At 75.5% G+C, this 14,202-nt stretch carries 15 protein-coding genes and 1 pseudogene; 12 read left to right on the forward strand and 4 right to left on the reverse strand.

Translation table 11 applies throughout. From position 1 onward, the window contains the following. Positions 1–18: 18 nt before the first annotated feature. Positions 19–693 (reverse strand): helix-turn-helix domain-containing protein, encoded by a 675-nt coding sequence (locus tag CTZ28_RS13630; RefSeq protein ID WP_121889627.1) that lies wholly within the window; start codon positions 691–693, stop codon positions 19–21. Between the two features lie 20 nt (positions 694–713). Continuing rightward, positions 714–1,781, reverse strand: coding sequence for a zinc-dependent alcohol dehydrogenase family protein (locus CTZ28_RS13635; protein ID WP_121889628.1), 1,068 nt, complete (start codon positions 1,779–1,781; stop codon positions 714–716). A gap of 403 nt (positions 1,782–2,184) precedes the next feature. On the opposite strand from CTZ28_RS13635, the gene CTZ28_RS13640 reads away from it, so the two are divergent. Together CTZ28_RS13640 and CTZ28_RS13645 are read left to right on the forward strand one after the other, a co-directional pair. After that, a complete protein-coding gene (locus CTZ28_RS13640) occupies positions 2,185–2,748 on the forward strand; it encodes an Rv1733c family protein (RefSeq protein ID WP_121889629.1) in 564 nt (187 codons plus the stop codon). 449 nt (positions 2,749–3,197) lie between these two features. Next, positions 3,198–3,857, forward strand: coding sequence for a CBS domain-containing protein (locus CTZ28_RS13645; RefSeq protein WP_121889630.1), 660 nt, complete (start codon positions 3,198–3,200; stop codon positions 3,855–3,857). A gap of 141 nt (positions 3,858–3,998) precedes the next feature. Here CTZ28_RS13645 and CTZ28_RS13650 read toward each other — a convergent pair. Next, positions 3,999–4,193 (reverse strand): annotated as a pseudogene (locus tag CTZ28_RS13650) (universal stress protein); the annotation flags it as partial. 103 nt (positions 4,194–4,296) lie between these two features. Next, positions 4,297–5,151, reverse strand: coding sequence for a CBS domain-containing protein (locus tag CTZ28_RS13655; RefSeq protein WP_121889631.1), 855 nt, complete (start codon positions 5,149–5,151; stop codon positions 4,297–4,299). A 168-nt stretch (positions 5,152–5,319) separates the two neighbouring features. On the opposite strand from CTZ28_RS13655, the gene CTZ28_RS13660 reads away from it, so the two are divergent. The 10 genes from CTZ28_RS13660 (at position 5,320) to CTZ28_RS13705 (ending at position 14,175) form a co-directional block, all read left to right on the forward strand. Continuing rightward, the gene (locus tag CTZ28_RS13660; protein WP_259471588.1) at positions 5,320–5,757 is read left to right on the forward strand and encodes a hypothetical protein; all 438 of its coding nucleotides are present in this window, start codon (positions 5,320–5,322) and stop codon (positions 5,755–5,757) included. Beyond that, complete coding sequence (locus CTZ28_RS13665) at positions 5,754–6,683, forward strand: hypothetical protein (RefSeq protein ID WP_121889632.1); 930 nt, start codon at positions 5,754–5,756, stop codon at positions 6,681–6,683. The genes CTZ28_RS13660 and CTZ28_RS13665 overlap by 4 nt, the downstream gene beginning before the upstream one ends. Beyond that, entirely contained in the window at positions 6,670–8,112 is a 1,443-nt protein-coding gene (locus CTZ28_RS13670) for a V-type ATPase 116kDa subunit family protein (protein ID WP_259471589.1), read from the forward strand. Before CTZ28_RS13665 ends, CTZ28_RS13670 begins: the two co-directional genes overlap by 14 nt. Continuing rightward, positions 8,097–8,510 carry an ATP synthase subunit C gene (locus CTZ28_RS13675; RefSeq protein ID WP_121889633.1) on the forward strand — a complete coding sequence of 138 codons (414 nt, stop codon included), beginning with the start codon at positions 8,097–8,099 and terminating at the stop codon, positions 8,508–8,510. The genes CTZ28_RS13670 and CTZ28_RS13675 overlap by 16 nt, the downstream gene beginning before the upstream one ends. 2 nt (positions 8,511–8,512) lie before the next feature. After that, a complete protein-coding gene (locus tag CTZ28_RS13680) occupies positions 8,513–8,740 on the forward strand; it encodes a V-type ATP synthase subunit F (protein WP_259471590.1) in 228 nt (75 codons plus the stop codon). Next, entirely contained in the window at positions 8,737–9,246 is a 510-nt protein-coding gene (locus tag CTZ28_RS13685; protein WP_121889634.1) for a hypothetical protein, read from the forward strand. Before CTZ28_RS13680 ends, CTZ28_RS13685 begins: the two co-directional genes overlap by 4 nt. Beyond that, positions 9,243–11,048 carry a V-type ATP synthase subunit A gene (locus CTZ28_RS13690; protein WP_121889843.1) on the forward strand — a complete coding sequence of 602 codons (1,806 nt, stop codon included), beginning with the start codon at positions 9,243–9,245 and terminating at the stop codon, positions 11,046–11,048. Before CTZ28_RS13685 ends, CTZ28_RS13690 begins: the two co-directional genes overlap by 4 nt. Beyond that, positions 11,045–12,442, forward strand: a complete 1,398-nt coding sequence (locus tag CTZ28_RS13695; protein WP_121889635.1) for a V-type ATP synthase subunit B — start codon at positions 11,045–11,047, stop codon at positions 12,440–12,442. Before CTZ28_RS13690 ends, CTZ28_RS13695 begins: the two co-directional genes overlap by 4 nt. Then, positions 12,439–13,062 carry a V-type ATP synthase subunit D gene (locus tag CTZ28_RS13700; protein ID WP_259471591.1) on the forward strand — a complete coding sequence of 208 codons (624 nt, stop codon included), beginning with the start codon at positions 12,439–12,441 and terminating at the stop codon, positions 13,060–13,062. The genes CTZ28_RS13695 and CTZ28_RS13700 overlap by 4 nt, the downstream gene beginning before the upstream one ends. A 123-nt stretch (positions 13,063–13,185) precedes the next feature. Then, entirely contained in the window at positions 13,186–14,175 is a 990-nt protein-coding gene (locus CTZ28_RS13705; RefSeq protein WP_121889636.1) for an Acg family FMN-binding oxidoreductase, read from the forward strand. Positions 14,176–14,202 lie beyond the last annotated feature (27 nt).

Genomic DNA, 14,202 nt, shown 5'->3' on the forward strand with positions numbered 1-14,202 from the left:
GCACGCCGACGTCAGGGCTCAGACGGTGATCCGGCGTCCGGTGACCGTGAACGGGTGGACGCGCACCCACAGATTGCGAGTGCCCCCCGCCCAGGGCATGCTGTACGCCCGCTGCGTCAGCCGGCGCTGCTCCTGCGGGTCCGTCACCTCGCGTGCGGTTCCGCGGGCCAGGACGCTCCAGCCCTGACTGAACGCGTCGTCGATGTGATCGACCTCGAAGCCCACCTGACGGCCCTCGGCCAGCGACGGGGTCGCGCCGCGCGCCGTACGGAAGACGATCGCCTCGTCCACGACGCCGTAGTTGACCGGCACGATCACCGGCCCGGACGAGGTGGGGACGGCGATCCGCCCCACCCCGTGCGACGCCAGCAGAGCCCGGCACTCACCGGGGCTCAGTCTGGTGAACTCCGGGGACCGTGCGGCGTGTCCGGTCCCGGACGGCAGCTCGACGGCGCCGCCGCTCAGCTCGGTGACGGTGGTCTCCAGCGCCTCGGCCAGCCGCATCAGCGCGCCCGTGCTCGGCGCGGCGCCCGGATGGTTCTCCAGGTAGCCGAGGTAGCTGGTGGCCATGCCCGCACGCGTGGCTGCTTCCCGTCGGGTCAGGCCGACCTGGATCCGCCGAGCAGCCAGGCGCCGGCCCAGATCGCCCAGCGGCTTCGCGGGCGCCGTGCCCGTCCTCGTCCGTTCGCTCATGTTCCGTCGAGCCCCTCCGGTCAGGCCGTGGGAACGGCCAGTTCGTGCTGCTCCCCGCCCAGCACCACTTTGAGCGCGCCGGTGTCGGCGGCCCGGGAGAAGACGTCGTAGGCCTCCTCCATCTGGTCCAGCGGGAAGGTGTGGGTGACCAACTGGCCGGTCGGCAGCCGGCCTGCGGCGGCCATCCGCAGCAGAGTGGGTGTCGAGTAGGTGTCCACAAGACCGGTCGTGATGGTCACGTTCTTGCTCCAGAGGTCTTCCAGGTGCAGCGTGACCGGCTTGCCGTGCACGCCGACGTTGGCCACATGACCACCGGGGCGGACGATCCGGGTGCACAGTTCGAAGCTCTCCGGCACGCCGACGGCCTCGATCACCACGTCCGCCCCGAGCCCGTCGGTCAGGTCGGCGACCAACTGGGCGGGGGCTTCACGGCCGTCGGCCACCGCGTCGGCACCGAACCGGCGTGCCGCTTCCAGCCGGGCCGGGGCCAGGTCGACCACGATGATCCGCTCCGGTGCGAGCAGGCGCGCCGTGGCGATCGCGGCGAGACCGATGGGACCGGCGCCCACGACGGCGACGGTGTCGCCGGGGCGCACGCACCCCTTGAGCACGCCCACTTCGTAGGAGGTCGGGAAGATGTCCGCGAGCAGTACGGCGTCCTCGTCACGGACGGCAGCAGGCAGCGCATGCACGGACAGGTCGGCGTAGGGCACGCGCACGTACTCGGCCTGAGTGCCGTCGATGAGATGGCCGAGGGTCCAGCCGCCACCGCCCTGGCACTGGCCGTAACTGGCCTCCCGGCAGAACCGGCACCGGCCGCACGAGGTGATGCAGGAGACGAGCACCCGGTCCCCCGGCCGTACGGTGCGCACGTCGCTGCCGACCTCGACGATCTCACCTACGGCCTCATGGCCGAGCACCGTCCCGGAGTGCACCTCGGGCACATCCCCCTTGAGGATGTGCAGATCCGTCCCGCAGATCGTGACGGCCCCGACCTTCACGATCGCGTCGGTCGGTTCCTTGATGTCCGGATCCGGGACGTCCTGCCAGGACGCCTGTCCAGGGCCGTGGAAGACATAGCCTTTCATGACGCTCCTCACCCTTGTCGACCTGTCGCGGAGCCCGGATCCCGGCGCGTACGGCTGAGGCCGCGGTTCCGGTCCCGGCACGGCGCCGGGGTTGCCCCGCAGGTTCAGCTTGTGCGGTGCGCGCGGGGCCGCGCTTGGGCCGACCGGCCCTCGCCCGCGGCCGGTCCGCCCATCGGCTGCGGCGGCTCACACCGGCGTGGCCCCGGTCCGGGAGCCGTACGGGCCATGCAGCCTCGGGACGTGTCCCCCGCGGGCCCGTCCAGCCGCACGCCGGGACCTATGGCCCTCCGCCGGCGCGGGAGTTGGGCCGTCCGTCGGCCGGCGGGGCTCTGTCGGCCCCTGGCCGGAGCGGCTCCGTCAGGCGCACCGTCGAGGCATGACCGCGAGGAGGAGGTGTCCCGCGATGCGCGCGACACGGCGGCTGTGGCGATGGCGGAGCAATCCGCTGCGGCGGCGCGAGGACATCGTCGAGGCATGGATCATCCTGGCCGTCTGGGTCGTGGTGGTGGTCGGCGGGACGGTCGCCGGGGTGGTGACGGCGCACGCCGCCGCGGACATGCTGGCGCAGCAGCGCGCCCGCCGGCATCCCGTCCAGGCCGTCCTGCTGGCCGACGCCCCGCCCATGACCGCCTGGGCGGCGGGCGGTCAGGTCCGGGAGTCCGTGCGCTGGACCGCGCCGGACGGCACCTCGCGTACGGCATGGACGCTGGTCGACGGAGGCCAGAAACGCGGCGCCCGGGTGGTGGTCTGGCAGGACGACCGGGGCCGGCTCGCACCGCAGCCGACGAGCCGTGCCATGGGAGCCGTGGAAGCCGGTCTCTTCGGCACCGGAGCCGCGTTCCTCGTGGCGGCCCCGGCGCTGGGTGCGGGTGCGGTCGCGCGAGCGCGGCTGGACCGACGCCGTATGGCCCGCTGGGACCGGGAGTGGGAGCTGCTGGGACGTCACCAGGGCCCGAGGACGGCCTGACCGGTTCGGCGGGACCGGGGGCGGGGAAACAGCCATGACCGAAGGCTCGCGCGGACGCAGGGGGCCGCTCCTGTCGTCCGGGCTCGGTGCCCACGTCCGCCGACGGGCCCGGCTGCGCGGCGACCTGCCGGCCGGGGGCGGTTGTCTGCTTACGTCCGCTGTCGGTCAGCCCGGAGTCCACGAGGTCCTGATGACGGCCACGGTGGTCGGCCCGCCGGCCGGCGCGGATCCTTCGGCTGGGTTCCCTCGCGGATCTGCTCTGCCGCCCGGTCCTGGTCGGCGGCGGTGGCCGCGTATCCGGCCTGGTGCCGCGGGCAGTGAGCCATGGGTGGGTGCGGTCGGCCGCCGAACGGCCCGGCCGGCGGGCCGGGCGGCCCCTGGCAGGCCGGCCGGCACCGGCTCACGCTGGAAGTGGCACACCCGCCCGCGAATGACCCGACGGAGTCATCATGTACGGCACTCCCCACATCGTCAGTGACGTCATGACCCACACGGTCGCCGCCGTCGGCCCTCGGGCCTCGTTCAAGGAGATGGTGCGGCTGATGCAGGACCGGAAGGTCAGCGCGCTGCCCGTGATCGAGGGCGAGGGCCGGGTGGTCGGTGTGGTCTCCGAGGCCGATCTGCTCCCGACGGAGGAACTCCGCGACGACCCGGACGTGGGCTACCTCCGGCTGCGCCGCCCCGCCGATCTGGCCAAGGCCGAGGCGGTCACCGCGGCCGAGCTGATGTCCTCGCCCGCGATCACCGTCCGGGCCGGCGCGACCCTGGCCGAGGCCGCGCGTGTCATGGCGCGGGCCCGGGTCAAGAGGCTGCCGGTGGTCGACGACCGCCAGGTGCTGCAGGGCGTCGTCAGCCGGGCCGATCTGCTCAAGGTCTTCCTCCGCGAGGACGAGGACATCGCCGAGGAGGTCCGCCGGGAGATCGTGTCGCACGTCTTCCCGCCGCCGTCAGCCGTCGGGGTCGAGGTGCGCGACGGAGTCGTCACGCTGAGCGGCACGGTCCGCGACTCCTCCCTGCTCCCCGTGGCCGCCCGTCTGGTGCGGGCCGTCGAGGGCGTGGTGGACGTGGAGTTCGACCTCACGGCGGACGGCGGCACGCGGGAACCGTAGCGGCGACGGGCCACCGGTGTTCCTTCGGACCGGCACCGTGCGCCGCCACCGGGCCTCGGCCCGCCACAGGCCGTCCGGCTCCGCCGCCTTCGTCAGGACCCGACGGGCCGCGGCCGGGAGGCGGTCACGGAACTCCGGGTACGACGCGGCGGCAGCGGCCCGCACGTCGCGCAGCGTCCGCGCGGCCGGGCCGGGCAGACCGGCGCCGGGGAGCGCCGGAGCGGCATGGACGAGGGTCAGCGCGGCTCCTCGCAGCGCGGCCTCCCGGGCCGCCCAGTCGGCCGCCGCCAGGCTGTGCCGGGAACCGTCGACACCCACCGGCACACGGTGACTCACCTTGTCCTCCTTCGCCCGGCGGGCACTGAGCGCGGACCCCGCACACGCCGTGCCATCCGGCGTCCGAGACCCGAGCAGCCGCGCCGACGATCACAGGTACCGGTCAGCCGGAGGCGAGCAGGTTCTTCACCTCGATGACGTCGGCGATGTTCTCGACCTCGGCCACGAGGCGGGCCGTGGTGGCCGACGGCATCCGTCCGGTCAGCTCCACGATGCCGTCGTGCACGGCCACCTCCACCGCCTTCCGGTGGGCCGGCGGACAGCAGGCTTCGATCCTGGCCTCGACCTCCGCCCGTATCGCCGCGTCGTCCCTGATGAGGGCCTGGAGCAGCGCGTTGCGGCGCACGACGCCGACCAGCCGGCCGTCGTGGTCGGTGACCGGGAGCCGCTTGAGCCGGGACAGGGCCGCCAGCCAGGCGGCCTCGGCGACGCTCGCGCCCGGGAGCACCGTGATCGCGGGGCTCGTCATCAGGTCGGCCGCCGTCTCGCCGCGGGCCTTTCCGTGCAGCCGTCGTTCGCGCAGTCTGCCGATGGGTCCGGGTCGGTGCCCGGACGCCTCGAAGGCCACCTTCGCCAGCAGATCGGACTCCGAGACGACGCCGACCACGTGGTCCTGGGCATCCACGACCGGGGCGGCGCCGACCTGCTCGCGTGCCAGCAGCCGGGCGATGTCACGGAACGGCAGGCCGTCACGCAGGGACAGCGCGGGCACGTCCATCACGTCCCGCACGCGCAGGTCCCGGGCCGGCGGGACCGCGCCGCCGGGCGGAGGCGACGGTGGCTGTTCTTCCGGCTGTGGCCGTTCTTCGATGCGCGCGTGTCCGGCCGCGGCGGTGGCCACGGCGCCCAGGTAGCGGATCAGCATGTCCTGCCGTTCGGTCTCGCCGGGGCTCCAGGGACGGGAGGGCCGGTTCCGCCGGGCCTCGGTCTCCGCATGGAAGTTCTCGTGCTCGTTCACGGCAGCCTCCGGACACCGTCGGGTCGCCTACCGTCCCAGTCTTCCGCGCTCCGGGCCCCTGCCAAGAGCCGAACGGCCCTGGTGGAACGGCGTGCCGGCCCTATCCGATGCGCGGCGGTCGGGCAACCGTGACACTGAAGGAACAGCCGACCCGGCAGGAGGCCGCCGATGAGCCTGCGGGACTTCCTGGAACGGTTCCGTCCGGTGGGGACGCCGGGAGCGTCCGCCACCGGGGTGCCGGCCGACCGTACGGCGGAGCGGGCCGCGGAACTGGAACCCGCCCTCGCGCGACTCACGGAGGTGCAGCAGGACGCGGCCCGTATCCGGGCGGCGGCCGACGAGGCCGCGGCGGCCGTCCGCAGGGACGCCGCGCGAGAGGCCGAACAGGTCGTGGCGGCCGCCCGGGAGCGCGCCCCGGAGATCCGGCGCCGGGCGGCGGAGCCCGTCCTGCGTGACGCGCGCCGGGAGGCCGATGCCCTGCGCGCCGCGGGAGACCGCGCGGCCTCGGCGGTCCGGGAACGCGCGGCGGAGCGCATGCCGGATCTGGTGGACCGGGCGGTTTCCGACGCGCTGCGGACGGCAGGCCCGGCGGACGACGTGCCATGAGCGCCGGGTGGGTGGCCGGAGCGGTGCGGGCCAAGGCCCTCGTCTCCCGGTGTCCCGGTGCCGAGGCGGTGCGGGAGATCGCGGAGAGCGCGACGCTGAGCGACGCCCGGCGGTACCTGGCCGCGACGCCGTACGCGCGGAATGTGCGCGCGGCGGACGGTCTGCTCGAAGTGCAGCGGGCGGTGACCGCCGCCCTGCTGTGGCACCTGCGTGTGCTGGCCGGCTGGCTGCCGCGGGGCGGTGCCCGGCTGCTGGTTCCGCTCGCCGCGGGATTCGAGATCGCCAACGTGGCACACCGGTTCGCGGGACCGGAGGACCGGCGCACGGCCGCCCCCGAGCCGTATCGGCTGGGTGCCCTGGAGACCGCCTGGCGGCGCCTCGATCGCGCCGGGACCCCCGCGCAGCTGCGGGCGGCGCTCACCGCCTCGTCCTGGGGCGACCCGGGTGGGGACACCCCCTGGGCCCTGCTCACCGGCATGCGGATGGCCGCCGCGCGGCGCACTGCCGTCGCCGTAGCGCCCGCACGGCGCTGGGCACAGGGGCGCGCGGCGCTGCTCACCGCCCGCGAACTCTTCCTGTACGGGCGCTCGCTGCCGGAGCCCGTGCGGCGGGACGCAACGCGGCTGCTCGGGGCGCGGGCCGCTGCCGCCGCCTCGTACCCGGAGTTCCGTGACCGCCTTCCCGCCGCGGCCCGTTGGGTCCTGACGGAGGCGGCGGAGCCGGACGGTCTGTGGCGGGCCGAGGCCCGGTGGTGGCGCACGGTGCAGGGCGACGGGGCGGCGATGCTGCGGGACGGCCGGAACGGTCCGCGCGTGGTCGTGGGTGCGGTCGCGGTGCTGTCCGTGGACGCGTGGCGGGTGCGGGCGGCGCTGGAGTCGGCGGCGCGCGGCGGACGCCCCGGTGAGGTGTTCGATGCCCTGGCGTGAGGCGATGTCGCCGGTCCGGATGCGCCGCGTGGCCGTGCTCGTGCCGCAGGCGGCCCTGCGGGACGTACTGGTGCGGATCGCCACGGCGGGCTGTGTGGAGCTGGACAGGACCGAGGACGCCGCGCCGGGTGCCGCGGCCCTGCGGCTTCAGCGGCTGCGCGGGCGGGCCGCACCGGTGGGGCCTCAGGGCGCGGATTCGGCCGCGCTGGCCCTCGACGTGCCCGACCTCGACCTGCTCGAACAGCGGCGGAACGTCGCGTTGCTGGCGGGCGAGGCGCAGTTGGAGGAACGGGCGGAAGGCGCGGTACGGCGCGGGGACCTGGCCGCGCTGGCCGGATGGTGCCCGGCGACCGAGGTGGCCCGCGTCGCGGACCGGCTGGCGGCGGCGGGCGGCGCGCTGGTCCGGCTGCCCGCTCCGCGCGGCACCGACCCGCCGACACTGCTGCGGCCGGGCAGACATGTCTCGTTCACGCCGCTGGTGACGACGTACGGCACCCCGGCCTACGCGGACCTCGACCCTTCGTGGCCGGCGGGCCTCGCCTACGTCGCAATGTTCGGGATCATGTTCGGGGACGTGGGGCACGGGGCGCTGCTGTTGTCCGGTGCGCTCGTGCTGCGTCTCGGGCGGCCTCGCCGGTTCGCCCGGCTGCGCCGGCTGTGGCCGTTCCTGGCGGGCGCGGGCGCCGCCTCCATGCTCGCGGGCGCCGCGTACGGGGAGTTCTTCGGGCCGACAGGTCTGCTGCCGGTGCTGTGGCTGAGCCCGCTGGAGGCACCTGCCCGGCTACTGGCCGCCGCCGTCCTCTTCGGGGCGGGGCTGCTGGCCCTCGCGCATGCCGCGGGCGCGGTCAACCGCGTGCGCGAGGGCGGCTGGGCAAGGGCGCTGTACGCGGCCTCCGGCTGCGCCGGGCTGTTGTTCTACCTGGGGCTCGCGCTGGCCGCCGCCGGACTGCTCCTGCGCCTGCCGACGCCGACGGTGATCGGAGCCGGGTGTGCGGTGACCGGACTGGCGCTGGTCTCGTTCGGCCTGTTCCGGGCCACGGCGGGCGGGGGCGCGGGATGCGCCGAGACGGCGGTACGGCTGTTCGACGTCGTCGTGCGCACGGGCACCAACACCCTGTCGTTCGCCCGGCTGGCGGCGTTCGGCCTCACCCACGCGGCGCTCGCGGACCTGGTGTGGCGCGGCACCACGGGCCTGGCGGGGCACGGTGTCGCCGGTGTCGCGGGAGCGGTGCTGCTGTTCGCCGGGGGCACGGCCCTCTCGTTCGGCCTGGAGGCCCTGGTGGCCGGTGTGCAGGCCCTGCGTCTGGAGTTCTACGAGCTCTTCTCCCGGCTCTTCGAGGCCGAGGGCCGCCCGTTCTGTCCATGGCACGTTCCCCCGGCGGAACCTGCCGACCGCACTGCGAAGGTGGCCCCATGCTCACCTGGCTGATCGTCCTGCCGGTGCCGGCGGTGCTGCTCGGTGCCGTCCGGCTGCTGCGGCGCCGCCGGGCCGGACACGCTCTGCGCTGGCTGCTGGCCGGCAACCTCGCCCTGCTGGGCTGCGCGTGTGTCCTCGTCGTCACCGCGCTGACCGGCCCCGCGCAGGCGTCGGCCCAGGCCGCCGCCTCGGGCGGGGGCAACGGGGCCGCTCTCATCGGGGCCGCCATCGCGGTGGCCGGCGCCTCGATCGGCGCGGCCATCGCGGTCGCCTACACGGGTGCGGCGGCGCTGGCCGCGCTGAGCGAGCGGCCGGAGATGTTCGGCCGGGCGATGGTGATCGTCGGTCTGGCGGAGGGCATCGCCGTGTACGGGCTGGTGGTCGCGGTCCTGCTGATCGGAAAGGCCTGACGATGAGCACCGTGGCCGCCATCGGCGCACGGGCCGGCGTGTGCGGGCTGGCACTGGCGGGGGTCGACGTTCTCGTCGCGGAGGATCCGGACGCGGTGCGACGGGCCTGGGAGGCGCTTGCCGCCACCGTCGGCCTGGTGATCCTCACGGCCGAGGCCGCCCGGGCGCTGGGGGACGCGGCGACGGCTCCGGACCCGGCGAGGCCGTTGACGGTGGTGATGCCCGGATGACGGCGCCCGCGGACCCGCTGGACCCGGTGCGCGCCGCACTGCTGCGTGCGGCACACACCGCGGCCGACGAGGTCCGGGACCGAGCGCGGGCCGACGCGCAGGAGACGCTGCGCGCGGCTCGTGCCTCGGCCGATGAGGTGCTCGCACGGGCCCGGGACCGCGGCGCCGCCGACGGTGCCGCCGCGGCGGCCGGGGAGCGGGTGCGGGCGGTGCAGGACGCCTGGGCGGCGGAGCTCGCGGCCCGCGCCGCGGTGTACGCGGAGCTCCGTGCCAGGGTCCGCGAGGGTGTGCGCCGGGCGCTGGCGCGGGGTGCCGTACCGCAGACCCGGCTCGCGGCGCGGGCCCGCACGCTGCTCGGGGCGGACGCGCACGTCACGGCGGCCCCGGCGGGCGGGGTGACGGGCGAGGTGCCCGGCCGCCGGGTCGATCTGTCGGCCGACGCACTGGCCGACCGTGCCCTGGAGCGGCTGGGCGCGCGGGCCGCGGCGCTGTGGGAACCGCCATGACCGCCTCCGGCCGAGCGTCGGCGGGACCCGCCGACGGCGAAGCGGGCCGGCGGGCCGAGCCCGGCACGCCGAGTGACCGGAGCCGGGACGAGCCGCGCCCCCGGATCCTTCGTGTCACCGGTCCCCTGGTGGAGATCGCCTGCCCGCCCTCGGTCGCCATGCACGACGTGGTCCTGCTCGGTGCCGCGGGGCTGCCGGGCGAGGTGGTCGCCGTCGACGGCGACGCGGCCACCGTGCAGGCCTACGCGTACACGGGCGGGCTGGCGCCGGGGCATCCGGCCCGGCCGCAGGGCCACCCGCTGACGGTGCGGCTGGCACCGGATCTGCTCGGCGGCGTGTTCGACGGCCTGCTGCGCCCGCTGGCCGGTGCGGGCGACCTGCTCCGGGGCGGCGGATCCGCCGCCGCGCCCGAACGGCGCGCATGGCCGTTCACCCCGCGGGTGTCCCGGGGAGCGCGCGTCGCCGCCGGGGACGTCCTGGGCGAGATCGGGGCGCATGTGCCGCTGCGGCTGCTGGTGCCTCCCGACCGGTCCGGAGACGTCGACCGGCTCGCGGCGGCCGGCGAGTACGCCACGGACTCCGTGCTCGCCGTGGTGGGCGGGCACGAGATACGAATGGCCCAGCACTGGCCCGTACGCAGGCCCCGTCCGGCCGGGGGCCGGCTGCCGGCGGACGTTCCGCTGCACACCGGGCAGCGCGCCGTCGATCTGCTCTTCCCGGTGGCCCGCGGCAGCACGGTCGCCGTGCCGGGCGGCTTCGGCACGGGCAAGACGATGCTGCTGCAGCAGATCGCCAAGTGGTGCGACGCCGATGTGATCGTCTACGTCGGCTGCGGTGAGCGCGGCAACGAGATGGCGGACGTCATCGAGGAACTCACGGAACTGACCGATCCGCGGACCGGGGGCAGTCTGGCAGAGCGGACCGTGACGATCGCGAACACCTCCAACATGCCGATGATGGCCCGCGAGGCGAGCGTCCACACGGGCGCGACGGTGGCCGAGTACTTCCGTGACATGGGCCTCGATGTCGTCCTGATCGCGGATTCGACCTCCCGCTGGGCGGAGGCGCTGCGCGAGTTCGCCTCCCGCATGGGCGAACTGCCCGCGGAGGAGGGCTATCCGGCGGGGCTCGCCTCCCAGCTGGCCGCGTTCTACGAGCGGGCCGCCGCGGTGCGGACCCTGAGCGGCGCATCGGGCTCCGTCACCGTGATCGGCGCCGTGTCCCCGCCGGGCGGCGACCGCACCGAGCCGGTCACGGCGCACACCGAGCGGTTCGTACGGTGCCTGTGGAGCCTGGACCGCGATCTCGCCTACGCACGGCACTATCCGGCCGTCTCCTGGGCGGACTCCTTCTCCCGCGACGCCGCCGCCCTGGCCGCCGCGCACGCGCGCGGTGGCGATCCCGAGTGGCTGCCGCGGCGCGGGCGGGTGGCGCGGCTGCTCGCGGAGGCGGACCGGCTGGCCGACCTGGTGGAACTGGTCGGCATCACGGCGCTTCCGCCCCGGGAACGGGTCAGCGTGCTGGCGGGACGGCTGGTGCGCGAGGCCGTGATCCAGCAGAACGCCCTGTCGCCGGGTGACGCCTACAGCGCGCCCGAGAAGACCTCGGCGCTCGTGGCAGCCGTGTTGGCCGTGCTCGACCGCTGTCTGGAGCTGGTGGACTCCGGCGTGCGGGCGGACGCCGTGGAAGCGGTGGACTTCACCCCGCTGCTGCGGGCCCGCGAGAGTGCGGGTCCCGCGGAGACCGCCGCGGTGGTGGCGGCCCGCGATCAGGTGCTGGCCCGGCTCCGGGATGCCGCATGAGCGGCGGCCCCGTGGGCGTCGAGTACACGGGCGTGCGGGAACTGCGCGGGCCGCTCGTGGTGGTCGAGGGCGTACGGGAGGTGGGCTGGGACGAGTTCGCCACGATCGTCCTGGACTCCGGGGAACGACGGCACGGGCTGGTCCTGGACGTGGACCGGGATCTCGCGGTGGTGCAGGTGCTGGAGGACACGGCCGGCATGGCACGGACCGGTACGCGGGTCGCCTTCGCCGGGACGCCCCTGCGCATTCCGGTCGGTCCCGGGTGGCTGGGGCGGATGTGCGACGGGCGGGGCGAGCCCGCCGACGGCGGGCCGCCCGTGCTCGGCGACACCCGGGCGGCGGTCGGCGCCGCGCCGATCAACCCGGTGCGCCGGGAGCCGCCCGGCGAGCCGGTGCTGACGGGTGTGGGCGCCGTGGACGTGCTCACCACCCTGGTACGGGGCCAGAAACTGCCGGTGTTCTCCGCGGCGGGGCTGCCGCATCTGGAGCTGGCGGTGCAGATCGCGGCGCAGGCGACCTGCGCGGGCGAGGCCTTCGCCGTCGTCTTCGCGGGCATGGGCCTCACCCATGCCGACGCGGAGTTCGTCCGGGCCGGGCTGGCGGCCCGCGCCGCCGCGCGGGACCTGGTCCTGCTCGTCAACACGGCGGACGACCCGGTGATCGAGCGGTTGCTCACCCCGCGTCTCGCCCTGACCGTCGCCGAGCACCTGGCGTTCGTGGTGGGCCGCCATGTTCTGGTGGTGATGACGGACATGACGGCCTACTGCGAGGCGTTGCGCGAAGTGTCGGCGGCACGGGGTGAGATACCGGCCCGCCGGGCGTACCCCGGCTACCTGTACAGCGACCTCGCCTCGCTCTACGAGCGGTGCGGCAGGATCCGGGGCCGCCCCGGATCGGTGACCGTGCTGCCGGTGCTCACCATGCCCGCGGGCGACATCACCCACCCCGTCCCGGACCTCACCGGCTACATCACGGAGGGCCAGATCGTGCTGTCCGCGGAGGTTCATGCCTCCGGTGCGTATCCGCCGGTCGATCCGCTGTCCTCCCTGTCCCGGCTGATGCGCAAGGGGGTCGGGGCGGGCCGGACCCGGCCGGACCACCCGGCCGTCGCCGCGCAGTTGACCGCCGCACTCGCCAGGTCCCGGCAGGTGCGGGAACTCGCCGATCTGATCGGACGGCCGGCTCTCAGCCCGACCGACCAGCGTTTTCTCGACCTGGAGGACGTCTTCCGGCGCCGGTTCCTCGCCCAGGGCACGGACGAGAACCGGTCCATGGACGAGTCCCTGAACGGGGCCTGGGACGTGCTGCTGACCCTGCCGCGCGGCGAACTCGGCATGATCCCGGTCGATCTGCTCGACACCCGTACGGCGGCGCGGGAGAAGGAGTCACCGTGAGCGCGCACGGGCGCCGCGCGCCGACGGGACGGGCGGGCCGCCTGCGGCTGCGCCGCAGTCTCGCCACCGCACGGCGCGGAGCCGGCCTGCTGGAACGCAAACTCCGGCTCCTCCTGGACCGGGAGCGGGCGGAGCGAGAGGCGGCCGACAGCGCGGGCCGGGTGTGGCGGGAACGGCTGGCCGACGCCGAGACCTGGCTGGTACGCGGGGTGTTGCTCGGCGGTGAGACCGCACTGGCGGAGGCGGTTCCCGCGGACCGGGCACGCGTCGACGTCCGGTGGGGCGCGCTGATGGGCGTACGTCATCCCGCGGCCGTGGCCTGGACCGGCCCTGTCCGCTCCACGGCGGAGCCGACGCCGCCCAACACCGCGCTCGCCCATGCCGAGGCCGCCTACCGCGACGCGGTCCGGGCGGCGGCGGAACACGCCGTTCACCGGGCGGCCGCGGAGCTGCTCGCGGCCGAGGCCGACCGGACCCGGCAGCGCGTCCGTGCCCTGCGCCGCCACTGGATCCCCCGGCTGGAGGGCGAACTGACCGCAGTCGAACTGGCCTTGGAGGAGACCGAGCACCAGGAAGCGGTACAACGCCGCTGGGCCGCCTCCCACCGGACCGGCGGATGAGGCGGACGCGTCCGGGCGGCCCTCCCCCACCCGGTACGCGGCTCACATACTGGAGGAGGGACATCCACGGAGAAATCCTCCGCCTGCCGTGCACGGCAGGTCGGGCAGCGAAGGGAAGCCGCCGTGACCGCACACCCCTTGGACACGAACGCCGTCACCGCGCTCGTCGCGGCGGCCACGGCGGCGCCCTCGCTGCACAACGCGCAGCCCTGGAGGTTCCGCTTCCTGCGTCGAAGCGGTGTCCTGCGCCTGTACGCCGACCTGGAGCGCGGCCTGCCGCGCACGGATCCGGAGCGGCGGGGCCTGCACCTGGGGTGCGGTGCCGCGCTGTGCAACCTGCGCGTGGCCGCCGCGGCGGCGGGACACGCGGCGGTCGTCCGGCTGCTGCCCGATCCGGCCGACGCCGAGCTGCTCGCGGAGGTGGAACTCGACCGTGCCGCGCCCGGCGACGCGTCGCTGGCCCAGCTGCAGCCGGCGATTCGCCGCCGCCACTGCAGCCGTCTGCCCTTCCGGGCCGAGGAGATCCCGGCAGCCGTGACGCAACGGCTGTGCGAGGCGGCCCGTGCCGAGGGCGCGCAGCTGCTGTTCCCCAGCGCCTGGCATGTGCGGTCGGTCCTGGAGCTGGTGCGGGACGCCGAGGGCCGGGAGGCGCTCGACCCGGACCTGCGGGGCGAGACGGCGCGGTGGGCGCGGACGGAACCGTCGGGCGGCGCGGAACCGGCCGACGGCATTCCCGCCGAGGCCTTCGGCCCCCGCCCACGAAGCGGGGCAGCCTCCGTACGCGACTTCGCCGTCGGCCGCTCGACGCACGGACGCGGCTGGGCGGCCTTCGAGGAGAACCCGCACCTCGCCCTCCTGGGCACGGCCAGTGACCTGCCCGCGGACTGGCTTCGGGCCGGACAGGCGCTGGAGCGGGTGCTGCTCCGGGCCACCACGGACGGCCTGGTCGCCTCGGTGACCTCCCAGCCGCTGGAGTGGGAAGAGCTCCGGTGGGCCGTCCGCGACCCCGTCTCGGCCATGGCCCAGGTGCAGATGGTGCTCAGGCTCGGTTACGGCCCCGCGGGCCACCCGAGCCCGCGCCGCCCCGTGACCGACGTACTCGAGGTGCTCTGAGCACGGCGCGCACGGCACCTTCCGAGC

Source organism: Streptomyces shenzhenensis (genome assembly GCF_003688995.1).
Classification (GTDB): domain Bacteria; phylum Actinomycetota; class Actinomycetes; order Streptomycetales; family Streptomycetaceae; genus Streptomyces; species Streptomyces shenzhenensis_A.